Source organism: Pseudoflavonifractor phocaeensis (assembly GCF_021531815.1).
Classification (GTDB): Bacteria; Bacillota; Clostridia; order Oscillospirales; family Oscillospiraceae; genus Lawsonibacter; species Lawsonibacter phocaeensis_A.
The window spans coordinates 129,565-149,215 of sequence record NZ_JADYUM010000008.1 but is presented as its reverse complement, the minus strand read 5'-3'; the positions used below and the strand labels follow the sequence as shown (position 1 = coordinate 149,215).

The 19,651-nt window shown below is 57.7% G+C and carries 18 protein-coding genes and 2 tRNA genes; 10 read left to right on the top strand and 10 right to left on the bottom strand.

Features of this window, described 5'->3' with window-relative positions; all coding sequences use genetic code 11:
- Positions 1-143: 143 nt before the first annotated feature.
- Positions 144-1,985 carry an LTA synthase family protein gene (locus I6E42_RS07155; protein ID WP_235371229.1) on the bottom strand — a complete coding sequence of 614 codons (1,842 nt, stop codon included), beginning with the start codon at positions 1,983-1,985 and terminating at the stop codon, positions 144-146.
- Positions 1,986-2,388: 403 nt separating this feature from the next.
- Here I6E42_RS07155 and I6E42_RS07150 point away from each other — a divergent pair, with 403 nt between their 5' ends.
- From I6E42_RS07150 to I6E42_RS07140, 3 genes are all read left to right on the top strand, one after another.
- A complete protein-coding gene (locus I6E42_RS07150) occupies positions 2,389-3,243 on the top strand; it encodes an ABC transporter substrate-binding protein (protein WP_235371228.1) in 855 nt (284 codons plus the stop codon).
- 94 nt (positions 3,244-3,337) lie between these two features.
- Positions 3,338-4,117: an amino acid ABC transporter permease gene (locus I6E42_RS07145; protein ID WP_235371233.1), complete on the top strand. Its 780-nt coding sequence runs from the start codon at positions 3,338-3,340 to the stop codon at positions 4,115-4,117.
- Complete coding sequence (locus I6E42_RS07140) at positions 4,104-4,826, top strand: amino acid ABC transporter ATP-binding protein (RefSeq protein ID WP_235371227.1); 723 nt, start codon at positions 4,104-4,106, stop codon at positions 4,824-4,826. The genes I6E42_RS07145 and I6E42_RS07140 overlap by 14 nt, the downstream gene beginning before the upstream one ends.
- Positions 4,827-4,916: 90 nt before the next feature.
- Here the strand turns inward: I6E42_RS07140 and rbr are convergent, their stop codons facing one another.
- Both rbr and I6E42_RS07130 read right to left on the bottom strand, forming a co-directional pair.
- The gene (gene rbr / locus I6E42_RS07135) at positions 4,917-5,453 is read right to left on the bottom strand and encodes a rubrerythrin (RefSeq protein WP_235371226.1); all 537 of its coding nucleotides are present in this window, start codon (positions 5,451-5,453) and stop codon (positions 4,917-4,919) included.
- A 90-nt stretch (positions 5,454-5,543) separates the two neighbouring features.
- Entirely contained in the window at positions 5,544-5,984 is a 441-nt protein-coding gene (locus I6E42_RS07130) for an SLOG family protein (RefSeq protein ID WP_235371225.1), read from the bottom strand.
- Positions 5,985-6,177: 193 nt separating this feature from the next.
- Here I6E42_RS07130 and I6E42_RS07125 point away from each other — a divergent pair, with 193 nt between their 5' ends.
- Positions 6,178-6,408, top strand: coding sequence for a helix-turn-helix domain-containing protein (locus I6E42_RS07125; RefSeq protein ID WP_235371224.1), 231 nt, complete (start codon positions 6,178-6,180; stop codon positions 6,406-6,408).
- A 202-nt stretch (positions 6,409-6,610) separates the two neighbouring features.
- Here I6E42_RS07125 and I6E42_RS07120 read toward each other — a convergent pair whose 3' ends face one another.
- The 3 genes from I6E42_RS07120 to cysE form a co-directional block, all read right to left on the bottom strand.
- Positions 6,611-6,964 (bottom strand): endonuclease domain-containing protein, encoded by a 354-nt coding sequence (locus I6E42_RS07120; RefSeq protein WP_268841917.1) that lies wholly within the window; start codon positions 6,962-6,964, stop codon positions 6,611-6,613.
- A 25-nt stretch (positions 6,965-6,989) separates the two neighbouring features.
- Positions 6,990-8,438, bottom strand: coding sequence for a cysteine--tRNA ligase (cysS, locus tag I6E42_RS07115; protein ID WP_235371222.1), 1,449 nt, complete (start codon positions 8,436-8,438; stop codon positions 6,990-6,992).
- Between the two features lie 69 nt (positions 8,439-8,507).
- The gene (gene cysE, locus I6E42_RS07110) at positions 8,508-9,194 is read right to left on the bottom strand and encodes a serine O-acetyltransferase (protein ID WP_235371221.1); all 687 of its coding nucleotides are present in this window, start codon (positions 9,192-9,194) and stop codon (positions 8,508-8,510) included.
- Positions 9,195-9,789: 595 nt separating this feature from the next.
- Here cysE and I6E42_RS07105 point away from each other — a divergent pair.
- Positions 9,790-11,229, top strand: coding sequence for an aminoacyl-histidine dipeptidase (locus I6E42_RS07105; protein WP_235371220.1), 1,440 nt, complete (start codon positions 9,790-9,792; stop codon positions 11,227-11,229).
- A gap of 446 nt (positions 11,230-11,675) precedes the next feature.
- On the opposite strand, the gene I6E42_RS07100 is transcribed toward I6E42_RS07105, so the two are convergent.
- Positions 11,676-12,569, bottom strand: coding sequence for a zinc-dependent alcohol dehydrogenase (locus tag I6E42_RS07100; protein ID WP_235371219.1), 894 nt, complete (start codon positions 12,567-12,569; stop codon positions 11,676-11,678).
- 317 nt (positions 12,570-12,886) lie between these two features.
- Here I6E42_RS07100 and I6E42_RS07095 point away from each other — a divergent pair, with 317 nt between their 5' ends.
- Entirely contained in the window at positions 12,887-13,594 is a 708-nt protein-coding gene (locus I6E42_RS07095) for an HAD family hydrolase (RefSeq protein ID WP_235371218.1), read from the top strand.
- A gap of 96 nt (positions 13,595-13,690) precedes the next feature.
- Here I6E42_RS07095 and I6E42_RS07090 read toward each other — a convergent pair whose 3' ends face one another.
- Entirely contained in the window at positions 13,691-14,017 is a 327-nt protein-coding gene (locus I6E42_RS07090; protein WP_235371217.1) for a hypothetical protein, read from the bottom strand.
- A gap of 1,123 nt (positions 14,018-15,140) precedes the next feature.
- Between I6E42_RS07090 and I6E42_RS07085 the strand changes: the two genes are divergently transcribed.
- The 3 genes from I6E42_RS07085 (at position 15,141) to I6E42_RS07075 (ending at position 18,284) form a co-directional block, all read left to right on the top strand.
- Entirely contained in the window at positions 15,141-15,998 is an 858-nt protein-coding gene (locus I6E42_RS07085) for a metallophosphoesterase (protein WP_235371216.1), read from the top strand.
- Between the two features lie 220 nt (positions 15,999-16,218).
- Entirely contained in the window at positions 16,219-17,550 is a 1,332-nt protein-coding gene (locus tag I6E42_RS07080; RefSeq protein ID WP_268841923.1) for a Mur ligase family protein, read from the top strand.
- Positions 17,550-18,284: a type 1 glutamine amidotransferase gene (locus I6E42_RS07075; RefSeq protein ID WP_235371214.1), complete on the top strand. Its 735-nt coding sequence runs from the start codon at positions 17,550-17,552 to the stop codon at positions 18,282-18,284. Before I6E42_RS07080 ends, I6E42_RS07075 begins: the two co-directional genes overlap by 1 nt.
- 831 nt (positions 18,285-19,115) lie before the next feature.
- Here the strand turns inward: I6E42_RS07075 and I6E42_RS07070 are convergent.
- Positions 19,116-19,207: transfer RNA gene (locus tag I6E42_RS07070), tRNA-Ser, on the bottom strand.
- Between the two features lie 45 nt (positions 19,208-19,252).
- Positions 19,253-19,339 (bottom strand) — tRNA-Ser (locus I6E42_RS07065).
- Positions 19,340-19,522: 183 nt separating this feature from the next.
- Here I6E42_RS07065 and I6E42_RS12730 point away from each other — a divergent pair.
- Positions 19,523-19,651: a hypothetical protein gene (locus I6E42_RS12730; protein ID WP_268841916.1), complete on the top strand. Its 129-nt coding sequence runs from the start codon at positions 19,523-19,525 to the stop codon at positions 19,649-19,651.

Below are 19,651 nucleotides of genomic sequence, written 5' to 3'. Positions count from 1 at the left end.
GACTTTTGGATGGCTCCAAAAGTCACTCGCCGCCGCAGCGGCGAAATCTCCTAACCCTATAAACTAAAATTTATTATTCCGCTGTATCATAAAAAAGGCCACCCGGCACAGCTGTACCGGGCGGCCTTTTAAAATATTCCGTTTTACGGCGCTTCCTCACGGTCCACACAAAACATGGGCCGGGCCTCGTCAAACAAGTCCACCATACCGCAGTAGTTCAAAATCTCATACCGCCGCAGCCACTCCTGCTGCGCCTCATTCAGTTCCTTTTTCTCCAGGAACTGTCCGTCTCCGGTGACAAAGCCCACAGGGGTGATGGCGGGCAGTTCCTCATACATCTGGGACAGGAAGTTCATATAGCCCGTCAGCGGCAGGCCGGCCACCTGGGCGGTGAGTACCCCCAGGTAGTTGGGGCTGATGACCACATCTTCCTGTTCTTCAATGTCGTAATTGGCCCAGATGAAGAAGGGGACGGCGTACTGCTCCAGAATTTCCTCGGTGGTGCGCTCTGACAATGCTTTGCCGTACAGCACCTCGTAAAAAGCATTTTTCAGCGGCGGCTGATGGTCCCCAAAGAAGACGACCAACGTAGGTTCTTCGCAGCTGCTGTAATAAGAGATCAATTCCTCCAGCGCTTTGTCGCTCTCTCTGGCCAGGGCAAAATACTGCTCCGCCGTGGAGTCCGCCTTGCGCAGCACGTCGGGCAGCTGGATAGACCGCTCCAGATTGTTCCAGCCCTGGGCATAGCCGCTGTGGTTCTGCATGGTCACATTGAAAAAGAAGGTGGCGTCTTCCCCTTCCGTAGACCGGAAAATGGTCTGGTAGTCGGAGGAATCCGAGACATAATGGCGGATATAATAGCCGTTTTTCACATTCTCCTCGTACAGCTGGTGGTCGAAATCCAGATACTGGTAAGCCAGCACCCGGTTCCAGCCCGAGGACTTATAGGGGTGGAAGGCGGTGGTCTCATAGCCCTGGCTCCCGGCCAGGGCGGCCAGGGAGGGCATGCCCTCCTCCACATAGAGCTGATAGGCCACGGTATGGGGAGGCTGGAACAGGGTGGAAAAGCCGGTGAGGTATTCAAATTCCACGCTGGCAGTGCCGCCGCCGGTGACGGGAGAGTACATCCAACCCTTGATGGTGTTCTCCTCCATGGAGTGGAGGAAGGGGGTGGGGTCCTCCGAGGCCTCAAAGGTATCAAAAATGGAAAAGTCCGCAAAAGACTCGTTCATGATGACCACGATATTGGCGGGACGGGTGGCGGAGCTGTCCCCCTCCAAGCCCGGATACTCCTCCATCAGTTCCAGCACCGTCTCGTCCGAATAGTCCTCCGGCTTGTCCACCGAGCTGTACCGCATGGCCACGGTGAAGTTGAGCAGGAAGCCGTTGCGCTGGGTGACCCACTGCTGGGTGTAGATGTCCAGGGCGGGCAGCATCCCAGTGCAGAAAAAGGCGTAAGAGTACCCCCCCATGGCGGCCCACAAGAGGAGGCTCCACCACAGAGGCAGTCTGGCCCGTTTTTTCTGTGGGACGCACATCCAGACCAGAAACAGATAAGCCGTCAACAGCACCGCCGCCTGGGTGATATACTGGTCAAAGGAGTAGTCGAAGCCGCCGGCCACATTGGCCGCGGTCCGCCAGCCCGAGATGTCCGCCGGAAACAGGATACGGCCCCGGAACCGGAGGATATAGTGGTTCAGCAGGCCCGCCAGAAAGGACAGGACCGCCCCCAGGGCCGCGGCACGCCGGTTTCGTCCCAGCACCAACCGGCAGGAAACGAACAGGCTGTAATACCACAGCATGTTCATCAGCACCTGCCAGTCCTCCAGGTCCCGGAACACATCATTCTGATTTAAAATCTCCACCATCCACAGGCTGACCCAGGGGCCCAGCAGGAAAACCAGCCGGGACAGCCATCTGCCCGGACGCTCCCGCAGGTCCGCCGCCAGTCTGGGAAAAGTATCCTTGTACAAAAGCGCTTTCATTTTGATCCTCCAAACGGTTGCCGCCGCAATATCATAGCATACCCCCTCCCGCAAAAAAAGCAAGAGGAATCGAAAAAACTTTAAAAACTTTTTAGAATTCCGCGCTCTTTCTATTAGACGCAAAAAAACAGCGGAAGTTGCCTGCTTCCTCGTTTCCCATTCAGAAGGGAATGAATATTTTTTTGTATATTCATTTTCTTCCATATTTCTTCCCCGCCCCTGTCCCTGGAGAAGTTTCTGGTGTTTTTCTAAATACTTTCCGCTCTTTTGCCTAAAAAACATTTGCTTTTTTGCTCTCATTTGAATAATTATCTATTGACTGTGAATATACCCTTGGGGTATACTTTTAGAAAAGCTCGCCGGAGGTATCCGGCCAGCCCATTGAAAAAGGAGATTTTTAGTTATGAAGAAGTTTCTTGCTCTGACCATGGCTATGGCCATGGTCCTCAGCCTGGCCGCCTGCGGCGGCAACAGCGGCTCCAAGTCCCAGAGCTCCGCCGCTTCCGCCGGCTCCGCCTCCAGCGCCAGCGCTTCTGCTTCCGCCAGTACCTCCGAGCCCGCCGGCCTCAAGACCATTGAGGAAGGCAAGTTGATTATGTCCACCAACGCCTCCTTCCCTCCCTACGAGATGACCGATGACTCCGGCAAGATCGTGGGCATCGACGCCGAGATCGCTGAGGCCATTGCCAACAAGCTGGGCCTGGAGCTGGTCATTGACGACATGGACTTTGACGCCGCCCTCCTGGCCGCCCAGCAGGGCAAGAGCGACATGGTCATGGCCGGCGTCACCGTCAACGAGGACCGTTTGCTGGTCATGGACTTCTCCGACAGCTACGCCACTGGCGTTCAGGTGGTCATCGTCAAGGAGGGTTCTGATGTGACCATGGATAACCTGGGCGAGAAGATGATCGGTGCCCAGCGCGGGACTACCGGTTACATCTATGCCTCCGATACTCCCGAGAACGGCGGTTATGGCGAGGACCATGTGATCGCTTATGACAACGGTGCTACCGCTGTCCAGGCTCTGAAAAACGGCCAGGTGGACTGCGTCATCATCGACAACGCCCCCGCTCAGGAGTATGTGAAGGCCAATCCCGGTCTGACCATTCTGGAGGGTGAGTGGGTCACCGAAGACTACGCCATCGGCATGGCCAAGGGCAACACCGCTCTGGTGGAGGCTGTCAACGGCGCTCTGGCCGAGTTGACCGCCGACGGCACCGTGCAGGCCATTCTGGACAAGTACATCAACGCCGACTGATCCGCACATCCATATTCCCGCAAGGGGCGGCCAAAAGCCGCCCCTTTTTATCACATTATCACACACTAAGGAGAGGTGATCGTCTATGGAGCAGCTGGCCGTCTATTACGAACTGTGGAAGCCCATGCTTCGTGCCGGCGAGGATCTGTCTTTCTGGCAGGAGTTCTTTGTCTACTTCTATCAGGCTTTCTTGGAAAACAACCGCTGGCTCCAGTATCTGGAGGGCATGGGGACCACCCTGCTGGTCACCGCCATGGCTCTGGTCCTGGGCATTGCCTTGGGTCTGATCGTGGCCATGGTCCGCACCGCCTACGACCAGCAGCGCCCCGGTCAGAGTTCTTCCCTGACCCGTTGCCTCATGTGGCCCGTGAATTTCCTGTGCAAGGTGTATGTCACCATCATCCGGGGCACCCCTATGATGGTCCAGCTGCTGATCATGGGTCTGGTCATCTTCAAGAGCAGCCGCAACTTCACCATGGTAGGCGCCCTGACGTTGGGCATCAACTCCGGCGCCTACGTGGCTGAGATCATCCGGGGCGGCCTCATGTCCCTGGACCCCGGCCAGTCCGAGGCCGGCCGTTCCCTAGGTTTGGGCTATATTGACACCATGCGCTTCATCGTCATCCCTCAGGCCTTCAAGGCCATCCTCCCCGCCCTGGGCAACGAATTCATCATTCTGCTGAAGGACACCTCTCTGATCACTGTCATCGGCGGCAAGGAGCTGCTGTACGCCGCTCAGGGAATCTATGGGCGCACCTATGAGCAGATGTTCCCCCTCATAGGCATCGCCTGCATGTATCTGGCGCTGGTCATGGTGTTCAGCGCCCTCCAGAGCAGGCTGGAAAGGAGGCTGCGTCAAAGTGATCGACGTTAAAAACCTGTCCAAATCCTTCGGGGACCACCTGGTCCTGGATGACATCTCCGAGCACATCTACCCCGGAGAGAAGGTGGTGGTCATCGGGCCCTCCGGCTCCGGCAAGTCCACCTTCCTGCGGTGTCTGAACCTGCTGGAGCAGCCCACCGCCGGCACCATCACCTTCGAGGGCACCGAAATCACCGACCCCAAGGTGAAGATCAACGCCATCCGTCAGCAGATGGGCATGGTATTCCAGCACTTCAACCTGTTCCCCAACATGACTATCCGGAAAAACATCACTCTGGCTCCGGTGCGCACCGGCCTGATGAAGCAGGAGGAGGCGGACGACACCGCCACCGCCCTCCTTCAGCGGGTAGGTCTGGAGGAAAAGGCGGACGCCTATCCCAACCAGCTTTCCGGCGGTCAGAAGCAGCGGATCGCCATTGTCCGCGCCCTGGCCATGAAGCCCAAGGTCATGCTCTTTGACGAGCCCACCTCCGCCCTGGACCCTGAGATGGTGGGCGAGGTGCTGGACGTCATGAAGGAGCTGGCCAACGAGGGCATGACCATGGTGGTGGTCACCCATGAGATGGGCTTTGCCCGGGAGGTGGGCAGCCGGGTGCTGTTCATGGACGGGGGCAAGATCGTGGAGCAGAACGAGCCCAAGACCTTCTTCGACCACCCCCAGCATCCCCGTACCCAGCTGTTTCTCAGCAAAGTGCTGTAAGGATTTTGAGTCCCCCGCACACCGCGCGGGGGACTCTTTTCTCAACAAAAAGCCGGACACCCGAAGGTGTCCGGCTTTTCCGCGTCTGTCTTAGTAGTTCTCAGCTCTCAGCTGGAAATAGGCCTTGGGATGGGCGCAGACGGGGCAGACCTCGGGGGCCTGCTTGCCCACATGGATGTGGCCGCAGTTGCTGCACTGCCAGATCATGTCGCCGTCCCGGGAGAAGACAACGCCGCCCTCCACGTTGGCCAGCAGCTTCAGGTAGCGCTCCTCATGCTCCTTCTCGATCTTGGCAACCTCCTCGAACAGGTAGGCGATGTGGTCGAAGCCCTCCTCCTTGGCCACCTTGGCCATGTTGGGGTACATATCGGTCCACTCTTCGTTCTCGCCGGCGGCGGCGGCCTTCAGGTTCTCGGCGGTGGTGCCGATGCCCTCCAGCAGCTTGAACCAGATCTTGGCGTGCTCCTTCTCGTTGGCAGCGGTCTCCTCAAAGAGGTTGGCGATCTGGACATAGCCGTCCTTCTTGGCCTTGGAGGCAAAATAAGTATACTTGTTACGGGCCTGGGACTCCCCGGCAAAGGCGATCCACAGATTCTGTTCAGTCTTGCTTCCCTTCAGTTCAGGCATGTTACGTTCCTCACTTTCTTCTATTCGATTTCTCTATTAAGAATAATTCTTATTAGGGTGACTTCAGTATAGCAGATTCCCATAATTCTGTCAATGGGAAAGAGAAAATATTCCCACGTCCGTCTGGGGCCAGCAGACCACTCTGAGGCCCCGGCTTTTTGCATAGGCCACGGTATAGGCTGTTCCGCCCCGGTCCCGGGTCAAATAGGCGATACACCATCCGGCGTGGTCCACCAAGTGCCGGTTGCGCACATGGAAACAGCCCGGCGCATAGCGGGGCGCGGTATAGACCACCTTGTCCACCCGCTCCAGAATGGCCTGATAGCGCCGCTGTTCCTCCCGCGCCCACCGCTCCTCCTGCCCCGGATAGGGCAGGACCAGGATCAGACGCAGCGCGGGCCAGTCCGCCCGCAGCTCCAAAACAGTTTCCGCCGCCAGGGTATCAAAACCCAAAGCGCCTCCAGCCCCAAAGTAGCGCACGCCATGGCTTTGGTACAGATTCAATACCACCGCCTTCAGCCAACGGCGCACTTGTTCCGCCTCCCCTGCCGGCATATCCCGGTGTCCGGTGAAACAGCAGGTAATATTCCGTTTTTTATCCGCAAACATTTCAGTCACCTCATCAGAATCTTATCACTTAATTATACTAAGTAAATATCTGTTTATATTAAGTTATAATTTATTTCAAAAATTGGTAGCATGGAATCGATAAGGATGTGGTTTCATGCACACGGAATATCCGGAAAAATATCGGTTGCTCGGTTTAAAAATTGCATATTACCGTAAAAAGGCCGGATACACCCAGGAGGTATTTGCGGAGCTCATCGGAAAGAGTCTTAATTTTCTTTCCCAAGTCGAAGCACCTGGCATGATTTGCGGTGTCAGCCTAGAAACTCTGTTCAAAATGGCAGAGGTATTGGACGTTCCCCCTTCCAAGCTATTGGAGGACGATTGAACCATAACATATCTTTCTGGAAAACCCTGTCGAAATAGGTCGAATCCCCCGGACTGGACTGTCCGGGGGATTTTTACAAAAAACAGGCCGTGAAACGATACGCTCGTTTCACGGCCTGTCTCATATTCAGATGATTCTGATGCTGTTCCCGGCGGTCTTTGTCTCTCCCTCCGGCGCGGCTCACGCTGCGCCGCCTCCCTCATCAGAGGGAGGCATGGAGGTCACCCACCGCTCCGGCTCCCTCTGATGAGGGAGCTGCCGGCGCAGCCGGCTGATGGAGAGAACCCTTCACCGCCCGGTCGATTGCCTCGCACACCTGCTCAAAGGAGCGGTCCACGTCGGAATTGCAAAAGCGCGCAACATGCACGTTCATCGCTTCCAGTGCTTTTGTCCGCGCCTCGTCCCGTTTGATCTGCTCCATTTCATAGTGTCCGCTGCCGTCCAGTTCAATGGAAAGTCCGACCTTGGCACAATAAAAGTCCACGATATAATCCCCAATGGCCTTTTGCCGCTGGAACCGAAGGGGATATTTTGCCTGTTGTATGCCTTCATACATCCCCCTCCCCATTTGCTCAGGTCCCTTAAACCCGCTTCCAGCTCGCGCCGCCGGGCACGTCGGTGATCTCGATGCCCTGGGCCTTCAGTTCGTCCCGGATGCGGTCCGCCTCGGCGAAGTTCTTGGCCTTCTTGGCCTCATACCGGGCCAGGACCTGGGCGTCCACAGCGGGGTCGCCCTCGCCGGTGATGGCGTAGCCGCCGGCGGCCTGGGAGGTCTGGGCCTTGGCCTGCTCGGTGCGGACCTGGGCGGCCTTGTCCAGCAGGGACAGGGACAGCACCTGGTCAAAGCTGTCCAGAATGGCCAGCTTGGTGGCATCGTTGGTCTTGGCCTTCAGCACGTCGTACAGGGCGGTGACGCCCATGGAGGTGTTCAGGTCGTTGCCCACCTGCTGCTCGAACTTGTCCTTGAACTCCTTGACCACGGCCTCGTCCACGGGGCCGTCCTTCTCCTTCAGGCCGGCGATGCGCTTGATGAGTTTGTTATAAGCGCCCTGGGCATTGTCCAGGTTCTCCCAGGAGAACACCAGGCCCTTGCGGTAGTGGGACTGGAGACAGAAGAAGCGGTAGGCCAGGGGGTCGTAGCCCTTCTCCTCCAGCAGGGAGACGGTCAGGAACTCACCCTTGGACTTGGACATCTTGCCCGTGCTGGTGTTCAGGTGGTGGACATGGAACCACTGCTGGCACCAGGGGTGGCCCAGGTAGGACTCGGACTGGGCGATCTCGTTGGTGTGGTGGGGGAAAGCGTTGTCGATGCCGCCGCAGTGGAGGTCCAGATACTCGCCGTTATATTTCAGAGAGATGCCGGAGCACTCGATGTGCCAGCCGGGATAGCCCACGCCCCAGGGGGAGTCCCATTTCAGGGCCTGGTCCTCGAACTTGGACTTGGTGAACCAGAGGACGAAGTCGTTCTTGTTGCGCTTGTTGGTGTCCTCCTCCACGCCCTCCCGGACGCCCACGGCTAGGTCCTCCTCGTCGTGGTCGTTGAACACATAGTAGCGGTCCAGCTTGGAGGTGTCGAAGTACACGTTGCCGCCCGCCACATAGGCGTAGCCCTTGTCCAGCAGCCCGGAGACGATCTTGATATAGTCATCGATGCGGTTGGTGGCGGGCTCCACCACGTCGGGGCGCTTGATGTTCAGCTTGCGGCAGTCCTCGAAAAAGGCGTCGGTGTAGTATTGGGCGATCTCCATGACGGTCTTGTGCTCCCGCTTGGCGCCCTTGAGCATCTTGTCCTCTCCGGTGTCGGCGTCGGAGCTCAGGTGGCCCACGTCGGTGATGTTCATGACCCGGTTTACGTCATAGCCGGACCAGCGCAGGAATTTCTCCAGCACGTCCTCCATGATGTAGGAGCGCAGGTTGCCGATGTGGGCGAAGTGGTACACTGTGGGACCGCAGGTGTACATCTCCACATGGCCGGGGGTATGGGTCTGGAACTGTTCTTTCTTATGGGTAGCGGAATTGTATAACAGCATGGTTGGTTCCTCCTTATCAACTTCTATGTAGGGGCGCGTTCCGCGCCCCGGGACCGGCCTCAGGCCGTTTTATTGCTCTTTTTTCTCCTTGGACAGCGCCTCATTGCCAGTGTGGCCCAAATACTGTTCGTCCAGCAGCTTTTCCACCAGGTCCAGCCGGGACGACAGGGCGGCCAGTTTTTCCAGCGTGGGGTTGTTGACGCTGGTCTGGTCCACGTCATCGGCGTAGTGGGTAGCACGTCCGGCGATCCGGACGATCTGGGCGGGGATACCCACGGCGGTGGCGTTCTCCGGCACCTCGCTGAGCACCACGGAGTTGGCGGCGATACGGGCGCCGTCCCCCACCTTGAAGGGACCCAGGATCTTGGCGCCGCAGCCGATGAGCACATTGTTGCCGATGGTGGGGTGGCGCTTGCCGTGGTCCTTGCCGGTGCCGCCCAGGGTGACTCCGTGGTAGAGCAGGCAGTCGTCTCCCACCTCGGCGGTCTCTCCGATGACGATGCCCATGCCGTGGTCAATAACGAAGCGCCGGCCGATCTTGGCGCCGGGATGGATCTCGATCCCTGTCCAGAACCGGCTCCATTGAGAGACGCACCGGGCCAGGAAACGCCAGTTGTGACAGTATAACCAGTGAGCCAGGCGGTGATACAGGGTGGCGTGGACCCCCTGATACAGCAGTAAGATCTCCAGCTTGGACCGGGCCGCCGGGTCCCGGCGCTGGTATGCCTCCAGTGTTTCATTCAGGGATTTGAACATGTTTTACTCCTTCTGTCCGGGCATGAAAAAAACCTCTCACACCCACATGATGGGCATAAGAGGCGACAAAATCGCGGTTCCACTCTCATTTCTCACTTTTCCGGCCGCTATCGGGGCCGAGCCGGAGGCCATTACGCCCCACGCTCCCGGATGCACTTCACACCTCGCCGCGGCAAGCCCCCTTTCAGCCGGTGAAGGGCCCTCTCTGTTCGTTGGCTGGGCGCTACTCTTTCCGTTCCTCGCGCTCGTTACAGGACATTATATTATCATCTCTCCCCAACCGTGTCAAGTCCGCCGAACCTTTCTTTCCCTGTTTTTCCCCTTCTTCCGCCCCGTCAACCCCAGGTCGACGATGTTCCGGCCTCTTTTTCTTTTCAAGCGCACCTTCTTTTTGGTATCTTGGTCTTACAGGACCGGGAAAGAGGGAAAATATGGAACTTGACGAACGGCCCCCTGCCCAGAAAACAGGCGGCTCTGTCTGGTCCTGGACGGCAATTCCCACTTGTGAAACTCCCGCTCCGGCTGTATACTATTAGGGTATGCAGTCCACTGGAAACTGCAACGAAAATTGACGCAATAAAGGAGCGACCATATTATGGCGGTTCTGGAACATTTGGAGCCCAAGGGCGTATTCCACTTTTTTGAGGAGATGTGCGCCATTCCCCACGGCTCCTCCAACACCAAACAGGTCAGCGACTGGCTGATGGACTTCGCCCGGGAACGGGGCCTGGAAGCCTGTCAAGACCAGCTGAACAACGTTATTATCATCAAGGAAGCCACCCCGGGCTATGAGAACGTCCCCGCCGTCATCCTCCAGGGCCACATGGATATGGTCTGTGAGAAGGCGCCGGACTGCGCCAAGGATATGGCCCGGGAAGGGCTGGACCTGGCGGTAGAGGGTGACACCGTCTATGCCCAGGGCACCACTTTGGGGGGCGACGACGGTATCGCCGTGGCCATGGCCCTGGCCATTCTGGATGCGGATGACATCCCCCATCCCCGGCTGGAGGCCGTCTTCACCGTGGATGAGGAAATCGGGATGCTGGGAGCCTCCGGACTGGATGTATCCATGCTCCGGGGCCGCCGGATGGTGAATCTGGACTCCGAGTCCGAGGGCGTGTTCACCGTCAGCTGCGCCGGCGGCTGTATAACCCATTGCGTCCTTCCCATCCGCCGGGAGGTCTCCGGCGGCGAGATCCTGTCCATCACCGTAGGCGGCCTGCGGGGCGGCCACTCCGGTGCCGAGATCGACAAGGGACTGGGCAACGCTAACACGCTGCTGGGCCGGGTGCTGTACGCCTGCAGCCGGGAAACGGAGCTGCGTATCGTGTCTGTCAACGGCGGGCTGAAGGACAACGCCATCCCCCGGGAAGCGGCCGCCGTCGTGGCGGCGGCAGACGCCCGGGAGGTCATGGCGGTATGCGCCAGGCTGGATGAGGTGCTGAAACAGGAGTACCGGGCCACAGATCCCGGTGTGTTTGTCTCCGCCCAGGCGGCGGTACCGGAGGGCGCCCCCATGGACGCGGACACCACCCGCCGCGTTCTCTGCTTCCTCACCTGCGCGCCCAACGGCATCCAGGCTATGAGTGCTGACATCCCCGGTCTGGTCCAGACCTCCCTAAATCTGGGCATCCTGACCACCGGTATAGACTCGGTAAGTGCCTCCTTCTGTGTCCGCAGCAGTTTGGACAGCCAAAAGCGGATGCTGGTGGAGCGGCTGGAGTGCCTGACAGCGGCGCTGGGCGGCGCGGTGTCTGTCTCCGGGGACTACTCCGGCTGGGAGTACCGGAAGGACTCCCCCCTACGGGAGCTGCTGACCGAAGTCTTTACCCAGCAGTACGGCTACGCCCCGAAGATCGAAGCCTTCCACGGCGGCGTGGAGTGCGGCATCTTCGCCGGCAAGCTCCCGGGGTTGGACTGCGTCTCCCTGGGGCCCGACCTGACCGAGATCCACACCTGCCGCGAGCGGCTCCATATCGCCTCGGTCCAACGCCTGTGGGCCATGCTGTTGGAGACTCTGAAACGGATGAAATGAACGATGACAACCCCGGCGGCTCATGCGCGGGGCCGCCGGGGTTTCTTTTGCCGCAAGCCATTGAGAACTGCCCGGAACAACGCGGAACGGATAGGAGGACCCGCTGTATGGATGCGGCTCCGGCCCGGTTTATTCCATATTCAACACCACATATTCTTTGTCCCGCATTCAGATCTTTACGCGTCAAGCCGCTCCCACCAAAACCATGGATCGGCGTGCGCAGCATGTTTAACAAAGCGGAACGTGAATAGGAGCAAAATCGAACGAAAAAACATGGGCCGATCACAGATCGGCCCATGTTTTTTATCCTCATAATTATAGCATTTGGAACAGCTCGCTCAAATTGCGGAACCGCGACGGGAGCGTCTCCAAACAACGGGGCAAAGAAAAGCGCCTTCCGATCGGCGGCAACCCGGCCATCCAAAAGGCACTTGATCCCCAGGCAATCATCCGTCCCCGTAACGGATCAAAACATTCAGCGCCTGATCCGTGCGCCCCGCCGTCTCCAGGGCCTGCTTTAACGCCGCGTGGGGGAATTCATGGGTGATAATGGAAGAAATATCATATTTCCCAGTGGACATGATGCGCAGAACGTCCCGCACATCCTCCGGGAAGTATCCGCCGGAACCGATCAACGCTTTCTGGGCGTAGGTCATATGCAGAATATCCACCGGGCGCTCCCCGGCCAGTACGGCTACCACCACCATGCGGCTCCCGATTTTTCCCACCTCTTGAAACAGCTTCAGCAAATCAGGATCGCCGGCCGCATCCAGGAAAACGTCCACATCAGGGGCGGGGCCGGTCAAGCCCCGGGCCGTACCGAACAGCTCTGCCGCCGCCGCGCCGGCCCCCTCCTCCCGCAGATTACACGCAGGGAAGCCCAACCGCCGCACTTTTTCCAGCCGCAGCTCCGACAGGTCGCAGACCATCACCTGCTCACAGCCGAACTCTTTCAGTGCGATGGCCGTTGCAATGCCTATGGTGCCCGCTCCGAACACCACCGCCTTTTCGCCCGTCTTCGGCTGGGCCCGGCGCGCGGCCCGGGCCCCTACGGCAAAGGGTTCGATCAGCGCGGCCGTCCTGTCGTCGATTTCCTCCGGCACGGGATACAGCTCCAGGCCCAGTCTGGCGTTGGGGGCCAGGATGTACTCGGAAAAGGCTCCGATAGTGCCGGCCCGTCCGGGATCTCCCGTGACCAGAAGGGGATAGGGATAGACCCGCTGTCCCACCCGGACCCCGGTCACCTGTTCGCCCACGGCGGCGACCCGGCACACAGCCTCATCTCCAAACTCTCCGCCGGGCGTGATCCGGTGTCCGGTACCCGGTCCGTGCCGGTACACGGCCACATCTGTCCCGCAGATACTGGCATAGATGGTTTTCAGCAGGACGTCCTTCGGTCCGCAGACGGGGTAGGCTTTTCGATGATGGTCACATCTTCTTTTCCGTTGTAAATCGCTGCTTTCATGGTTCCTCCTTAAAAACGTGGACTGTCCTGTTGGCCAGTCCCCGTTTTTTGAATTGTCTTAACAAAGACAACCACTGGCTCTACCAGTGGAAAAAAAGAACTTATAGCAAGGGGAAAAGTAGACAAATAAAAAAACTCCCCGATAGAGTTAGAACAACACACCTGCTGGATACAGCACGAAAGGATTATCGCATGAGCATCAAGGCTGTTTTATTCGATTTGGACGGGACCCTCCTGCCGATGGATCAGGATCACTTTGTCAAGGCTTATTTTCAGCTGCTTGCGGCAAAGCTCGCGCCCCATGGCTATGAGCCGAAACAGTTGATCGACGCCATCTGGGCCGGAACGGCTGCAATGGTCCAAAACGACGGCCGCCAAAGCAACGAGGCAGTCTTCTGGGAGAAATTTGCGGAGTTCTGCGGTGAAAAAGTGAAAGAGGACCTGCCGCTGTTTGAAGCGTTCTACCGCGAGGATTTTAATGGCGCAAAGGCCGTCTGCGGTTTTAATCCCGCAGCCGCCGAAACGATAGCGCTGGTCAAGGGAAAGGGGCTGCGCCCGGTCCTGGCCACAAACCCCATTTTCCCCGCCGTCGCCACCGAAAACCGTATTCGCTGGGCCGGACTGACGCCACAGGATTTTGAGCTATATACTACTTACGAAAATTCACGGTTCTGCAAACCAAATCCCGACTACTATCGAGACATCGTGGCGCAGCTGGGCCTCAGAGCGGAAGAATGCCTGATGGTGGGCAACGATGTGACGGAGGACATGTCCGCGCAGGCGCTGGGCATGGAGGTGTTTCTGCTCACCGATTGCATGATCAACTCCGAGGAAAAAGATATTTCGGTCTATCCCAACGGCGGTTTTCCGGAATTACTCTCACGGATCCGTTCCCTATAAGCCACGGATCATAAGAACAGGCGGCGTCTGTCAGGGGCTGACGGACGTCGCCTGTCTTCTATGTGACACCGGAACACACCGGCTGTACCGAGGCCGTTACACAGCGCCGCACAAGGCCCACTCTTTGTCAGGTAGACCGGACCATGGTCCGAAAGATTCCAGATGCGAACCCTGGCCCACTGGGCGGCCATTCACTTCAAACTCAGCGCCGCAGCTCATGGACGCAAGGTGGCAGAAGAACCGCCGCTCCAGTTCCGCGTTTTCACACCGGCGGCTGAAATGGAAATACAGCTTGCCTCGATAGGGAGCCGCGCCGCAGTTATAGGGTACCTTTTCCTTGGCGTAAGCATATGTTCCGCGCCGGATCCCGGCCACAATGGTGGGAAACCGCGGGGCAATATGGTTCAGAGCGGTTTGCAGCATGGACGGACAGACCTGTTCCGTCAGAGTAACGAAAAGCCGAAAGGAACATGTAACCCGCGGCAATCTCAAAGGGCGCGCCCGGGATCACCGCGAAAATAACCTGCAGAATAATGAAAACGCCGAACACAACCGCACCCTTACGTCGCGGTGCGCGGCATCCAGGAGCGCCGCATCATGTACCGTCCCGTCTCATCATCTCGAAAATCAAAGGCGGGCAAAATGATCTCCCGCTTTGCGCTCCCGATCAGCCGAAGACGCCACAGGGGTGCCGCTTCGTTGTCATCAATGACACGGATTCATTCACATTTTTGACACGCCGACTCCAGAGCAATATTGTTCAGCGCTCTGCGTTTCAACAGCGGCGGCGGCAGGCAGCAGCCGAGAACAAACAAAACGGCAGCTGCCCGGACAGTATGATCATCTGGAGCAATGGGGTCACCTTCCGGCAAAACTGGTTTTTTTCTTAACTGGTCTGATTGTAGAGGAGCAATATTTTCGATGTATTCGCATTTTGTTTATGGAATATTAATTTTAAAAGCCAGCGGAATCTTCGTTTTTTACACTCTTTGACCGGAACATCCAGATGATATGCCCTTTTCCATGAAAAGTGCATCCAAGGCAGGAAGTGCCTTGGATGCACTTTTTTTGCTGTTTTGCTCCTTGGCTTTGTCCCGTTACCTTAATGACATTGCCTCCGGCGCGGTTTTTCCTTTTTTACCGCTTGCTGCAAAGCCACATGTCGCTTAGCAAAACCAAATCCTCCACATCGCTCAGCAGGATTTTCACCATATCCGCCATTCAGATCTCCTGCCCTGAAGTCTGCGTTCAGCCTATCAACTTTTCCGGGATGGCGCAAGATTGCCAATTGACACATTTCCCAAATAATTATATATTATTCAATGCATTTTATCCATTTCCGCCTATATTGGCAAATTGCCGAGAATCTGCGGTTTTCGGCCCCGAATGTCCCACTTCTTTGTACATTTTTTCTCTCGCCACGCAAATACTCCTGTGTTATAATGAGGTAAAATGTCGTGGTTATGCGCCGAAAACCACATGAACACAGCTTCGATTGTTTTCCGTGCATTGCACGGTTTTCCCGCGGCAGAGGGGGCCGCTTTTTATGGCAAAACATTCGAGAAAGCGCCGCCCGCTGTGGGCGGCTTTGACGCTGCTGCTTCTGGCGGTTCTGGCCGCGCTTTTCGTCCGGTGGGGGAATACCGCCTTGCAGGTCACACAGTTTGACCCCGCTTTCACCGGCTTACCGGAGGGTTTCGACGGCTGCCGTATCGTGGTGCTGGGGGACCTGCACACCGCCTTCTTCGGCGAGGACAACACGGAGCTTCTGGACGCCGTCCGGGCAGAGGCGCCGGATTATATCTTCTTCGTGGGCGACCTGCTGGACTGCCTGCATGACATTCCGCCGAACTATGCCGCCGAAGTGGCGGACGGTCTCAGCGCCATCGCACCCACCTACTATGTCACCGGCAACCACGAGTGGGCCATCGGCGATGTGCCGGAGCTGAAGAAAGCGCTGACAGAGCACGGCGTGACCGTGCTGTCCAACCAGTTCCTGGAATTGGAGCGGAACGGCGGCGCCGTCGTTCTGGCAGGCATTGACGACCCCAACGGCTACGCCGACCAGAAAACGCCGGAACAAGTGGCCGCGGAGGTCTACGCCGCCTATGGCGATCCCTTCTGGATTTTTCTGGCCCACCGGAACAACTATTTTCCCGACCGTTACAGTCTGCTGGGAGCCGATTTGGTGGTCTCCGGCCACGGCCACGGCGGCCTGGTACGCCTGCCCTTTACCGACGGGTTGGTCTCCACGGATCGGACGCTCTTCCCCTACTATACGGCGGGGCTTTACGAGAAAAATGACTCCGCCCTGTTCGTCACCCGGGGGCTGGGCAATTCCGGCGCCACTTTTCGGCTGTTCAACCGGCCGGAGATCGCCGTTTTGACGCTGCACTGCGCGTAATTTTTATGATCCCTGCCTTGCGGGGAATACCCCGCCCACAAGATCCTGCTGAACGGCGGCCTCGTCATTGTGGAGTGTCTGTGCCTGAAAAAGCTGGTAGGCCGGAAGGGCATCATGTTCTTCGCCCTGCCCCTGAAATACAAAACGCCGACGGCGCGCCTGTCCGCGCCGTTGCGGAATTCCGAGAATTTTTCAAAAAGGAGATGGAGAAACCGTGAGAATGTTTCTGGCCATCCTGGTCTGTAAGCTGGGCCGGTTTGTGGGCAAGCTGGTGGGCAAGGGCAGCTCCATGCCCGGCAAGTTCGCCCTGAAAATCTGCCCGGACATCCTGCGCCGGATCCAGATGCCGCCCCACATTATCGCCGTCACCGGCTCCAATGGCAAGACCTCCACGGTGGAGATGATCGCCGCCATTCTGCGGGCCGACGGAAAGCACGTGGTCTACAACAAGGAAGGCTCCAACCAGATTGAAGGCGTCACCACCCTGGTGCTGGCCCACGCCACTATGGGCGGCAGGGTCAAGGCTGACGTGCTGCTGCTGGAGAGCGACGAGCGGTACGCCAAGTTCAGTTTCCAATTCTTTCACCCCACTGAGTTCGTCATCACCAACCTTTACCGGGACCAGCTGACCCGGAACGGCCACCCGGAGTGGGTCTACGACGCCATTCTGCCTGCCATTCATCCCGAGACGGAGCTGATCCTGAACGCCGACGATCCCCTGTCCAGCTGCTTTGCGGTCGGGCACGAAAAGGTAAAGTGGTTCGGTCTGGACAAGTGCTCCGTCTCCACGGATGCCCCCACCGGCGTCTACCGCGACGGCGCCTACTGCCCCGTCTGCAAGGCCCCCATGGAGTACGACTACGTCCACTACAACCACATCGGCGCCTACCGCTGCACGAAATGCGGCCACGCCAAGCCCGCCACGGACTATACCGCCACCGATGTGGACCTGGAGAACGGAACGCTGACCATCGACGGCGGCGTGACCATCCAACTGGCCTTCCGCAGCATCTATAATGTCTACAATATCCTGGCGGCCTACGCCGCCTGTCGGGAATGCGGCGTGGCGCCGGAGACGGCCTCCGGGGTCATCAACAACTACATCCTGAAAAACGGACGGATGCAGAAGTTTACCCTGGGCCAGCACCACGGCACGCTTCTGACCTCCAAGCATGAGAACAGCATCGCCTACGACACGAACCTGCGCTATGTGGCCTCCACCAAGGCCGACTGCGCCGTTCTGATCATCGTGGACGCCGTCAGCCGGAAGTACTTCACCAGCGAGACCAGCTGGCTGTGGGACATCGACTTCGATCAGCTGAACCGCGCCCATGTCCGGAAAATCATCTTCTCCGGCCGGTACTGCAACGACCTGGCGGAGCGGTTCTCCTTCACCGCCATCTCCCCGGAGGTCTGGTCCGTCCAGCCGGATATCGCCGCTGCCGCGGCGGAGTTGAAGGCCCAGGGCGGCGAGGACCTCTATGTCGTGACCTGCTTCTCCGACCGGGACAAGCTGCTGACGCTGCCGGATGTGAAAAAGGAGGCGCTGTGATGGACATCCGTATCATCCATTTTTATCCCGACCTGATGAGCCTGTACGGCAGCTACGCCAACGTGGCGGTGCTGCGGCGATATCTGGAGGCCCTGGGCAACACCGTCACCGTGGAGACCGTGGTTCCCGGCCAGGAGGCCGACCTTGCGGGTGCCGACTTTCTGTTCATGGGCGCCGGCACGGAGCGGAGCCAGAAAGCCGCTCTGGCCGATTTTGCCCGGTTCGGCAGCGCTGTGAAGGCCGCCGCTGAAAGCGGCACAGCCATGCTGTTCGCGGGCACCGCCATGGAGCTGCTAGGCAGCACCATCACCGACGCCGAGGGCAAGGTGTACGAGGGCATCGGTCTGGCGGCGTTTACCTCCGTCCAGGGGAAGACGCGGTTTGTAGCGGACGTGTACGGTGCCACCAGCCTGTTCCCGGAGCCTGTGGTGGGCTTTATGAACAAGTGCTCCACCGTCTCCGGCGTGAAAACGCCCCTGCTGGACAGCCTGGCCCTGGGCTTTGGCAATGAAGGTGAAAAGACCCCCGAGGGCTTCCACTGGAAGAACGTGTTCGCCTCCGAGTTGACCGGGCCGATTCTGGTGAAGAATCCCCGGCTGCTGGCCGCGGTGGCGGAGGCCATCTACCGGCGTCGGGGCGAGACGCTGCCGGAGGAGCGGCCCGTGGACCGCTGGGCAGAGGACGGTTACGCCATTACGGCGGAACAGCTGAAGCTGCGGTGTCAAAGTAAATAAGGGAACGCCCGGAAGCTTGCGCTTCCGGGCGTTTTTTCTATCCAAAAGTGCGGCAGGGTGCTGTTGCATCTCTCAGCAGGCGAGCTTCTTTCTGAACAAAAAAGGACCACGGGATTGATCCCATGTCATTTCGTTCGGAAAAACTGGTTTGGAACACTCGGAACCACTGTAATTAAAGGGGTTTACAGATAAAATGAAATCAAAGGGAAACAGCTAAAAACAAGTACAAATAAGCTAAGCCTCAAATATTCCTTTTTAAGCTTAATGCCCATCTTCTGGGCGGAGGTATAGCCGCGCGGGGTATGTAGTCGGCATGAACAAGGACAAATTCTACGAAGAATACCACGCAGCTCTGCAACGTGTGGGCGTCCTAGATTTCCCTCCCTACTCCTGCCGTCATGTGTCATACCAAATTCTCAACCACACAGCGGTATCTCCACCCGGACAGCGCATCGGCTCTGGCCGCTGTGAATGCTCTCGGGAAGGGAAAAGAGGGATAGTTGGAAGGGACTCCCCAGAGTTTTTAGCGTCAGAAAAATGCTAACTACGCAGTTAATTTTTAGCATTCTTCTGGCTGCTTGAGACGATTTTCAGGAAATCTGTTTTTGCAATAAAAATCAAAAGAAAAGCACTGAAAATCGCATTTTCAACGATAATCAGTGTTTTTCTGTCGGGTGGCTTCAATCTGGATATTTTCGCTTCTTAACCCGAATCGAAGCCCAGCGCGGCGGGTTCGATTCGGAAGCGAGGAGCAGCAGAATGAGCGCACGATGAGTTTTTGATGTGGAGCATAAAAAACTCGTCGCAAGCGATATGACGCTTGCGACGAGCTGGCGCAGAAGGGGGGATTCGAACCCCCGCACGGTTTTACCCGCCTACTCCCTTAGCAGGGGAGCCCCTTATAGCCACTTGGGTACTTCTGCATGGCTGTAAGTTCCGGTCACAGGTTCAGTTGTTCGAGATAAAAGTGGCGGAGAGAGTGGGATTCGAACCCACGGCTCTTGCGAGTCACCGGTTTTCAAGACCGGCTCCTTAAACCACTCGGACATCTCTCCTCATCTTTCTCAATCAGAGGCGAGTGTTATCTTAGCATGTTTTCTCCTGTTTGTCAATAGCTTGCCTTCCATGTTTCCTTTGAAAAGCACGCTCCGAACTGGACATCATTTTGCTGACCGCCGTATATTTTTCCCGATTCTTGCCAAACTACCACCGCACCAATTCAAAAGGAGGTTCTTACCATGAATTCCAATCAGCAGAACAACAACCAGAAGCGCCAAAACAATCAGGCGCAGGACAGCGTCCAGAACAACCAGAACCAGAACAAGAATCAGAAGAAGAACGAAAACCGGAATCCTTCCGCCCGCTGA

Excerpts from the sequence above, each read along its gene's own strand:
- I6E42_RS07155 (WP_235371229.1), bottom strand. The coding sequence starts at position 1,985 with ATGAAAGCGCTTTTGTACAAGGATACTTTTCCCAGACTGGCGGCGGAC.
- I6E42_RS07150 (WP_235371228.1), top strand. The coding sequence starts at position 2,389 with ATGAAGAAGTTTCTTGCTCTGACCATGGCTATGGCCATGGTCCTCAGC.
- rbr (WP_235371226.1), bottom strand. The coding sequence starts at position 5,453 with ATGCCTGAACTGAAGGGAAGCAAGACTGAACAGAATCTGTGGATCGCC.
- I6E42_RS07125 (WP_235371224.1), top strand. The coding sequence starts at position 6,178 with ATGCACACGGAATATCCGGAAAAATATCGGTTGCTCGGTTTAAAAATT.
- I6E42_RS07120 (WP_268841917.1), bottom strand. The coding sequence starts at position 6,964 with ATGTATGAAGGCATACAACAGGCAAAATATCCCCTTCGGTTCCAGCGG.
- cysS (WP_235371222.1), bottom strand. The coding sequence starts at position 8,438 with ATGCTGTTATACAATTCCGCTACCCATAAGAAAGAACAGTTCCAGACC.
- cysE (WP_235371221.1), bottom strand. The coding sequence starts at position 9,194 with ATGTTCAAATCCCTGAATGAAACACTGGAGGCATACCAGCGCCGGGAC.
- I6E42_RS07105 (WP_235371220.1), top strand. The coding sequence starts at position 9,790 with ATGGCGGTTCTGGAACATTTGGAGCCCAAGGGCGTATTCCACTTTTTT.
- I6E42_RS07095 (WP_235371218.1), top strand. The coding sequence starts at position 12,887 with ATGAGCATCAAGGCTGTTTTATTCGATTTGGACGGGACCCTCCTGCCG.
- I6E42_RS07090 (WP_235371217.1), bottom strand. The coding sequence starts at position 14,017 with ATGCTGCAAACCGCTCTGAACCATATTGCCCCGCGGTTTCCCACCATT.
- I6E42_RS07085 (WP_235371216.1), top strand. The coding sequence starts at position 15,141 with ATGGCAAAACATTCGAGAAAGCGCCGCCCGCTGTGGGCGGCTTTGACG.
- I6E42_RS07080 (WP_268841923.1), top strand. The coding sequence starts at position 16,219 with ATGTTTCTGGCCATCCTGGTCTGTAAGCTGGGCCGGTTTGTGGGCAAG.
- I6E42_RS07075 (WP_235371214.1), top strand. The coding sequence starts at position 17,550 with ATGGACATCCGTATCATCCATTTTTATCCCGACCTGATGAGCCTGTAC.
- I6E42_RS12730 (WP_268841916.1), top strand. The coding sequence starts at position 19,523 with ATGAATTCCAATCAGCAGAACAACAACCAGAAGCGCCAAAACAATCAG.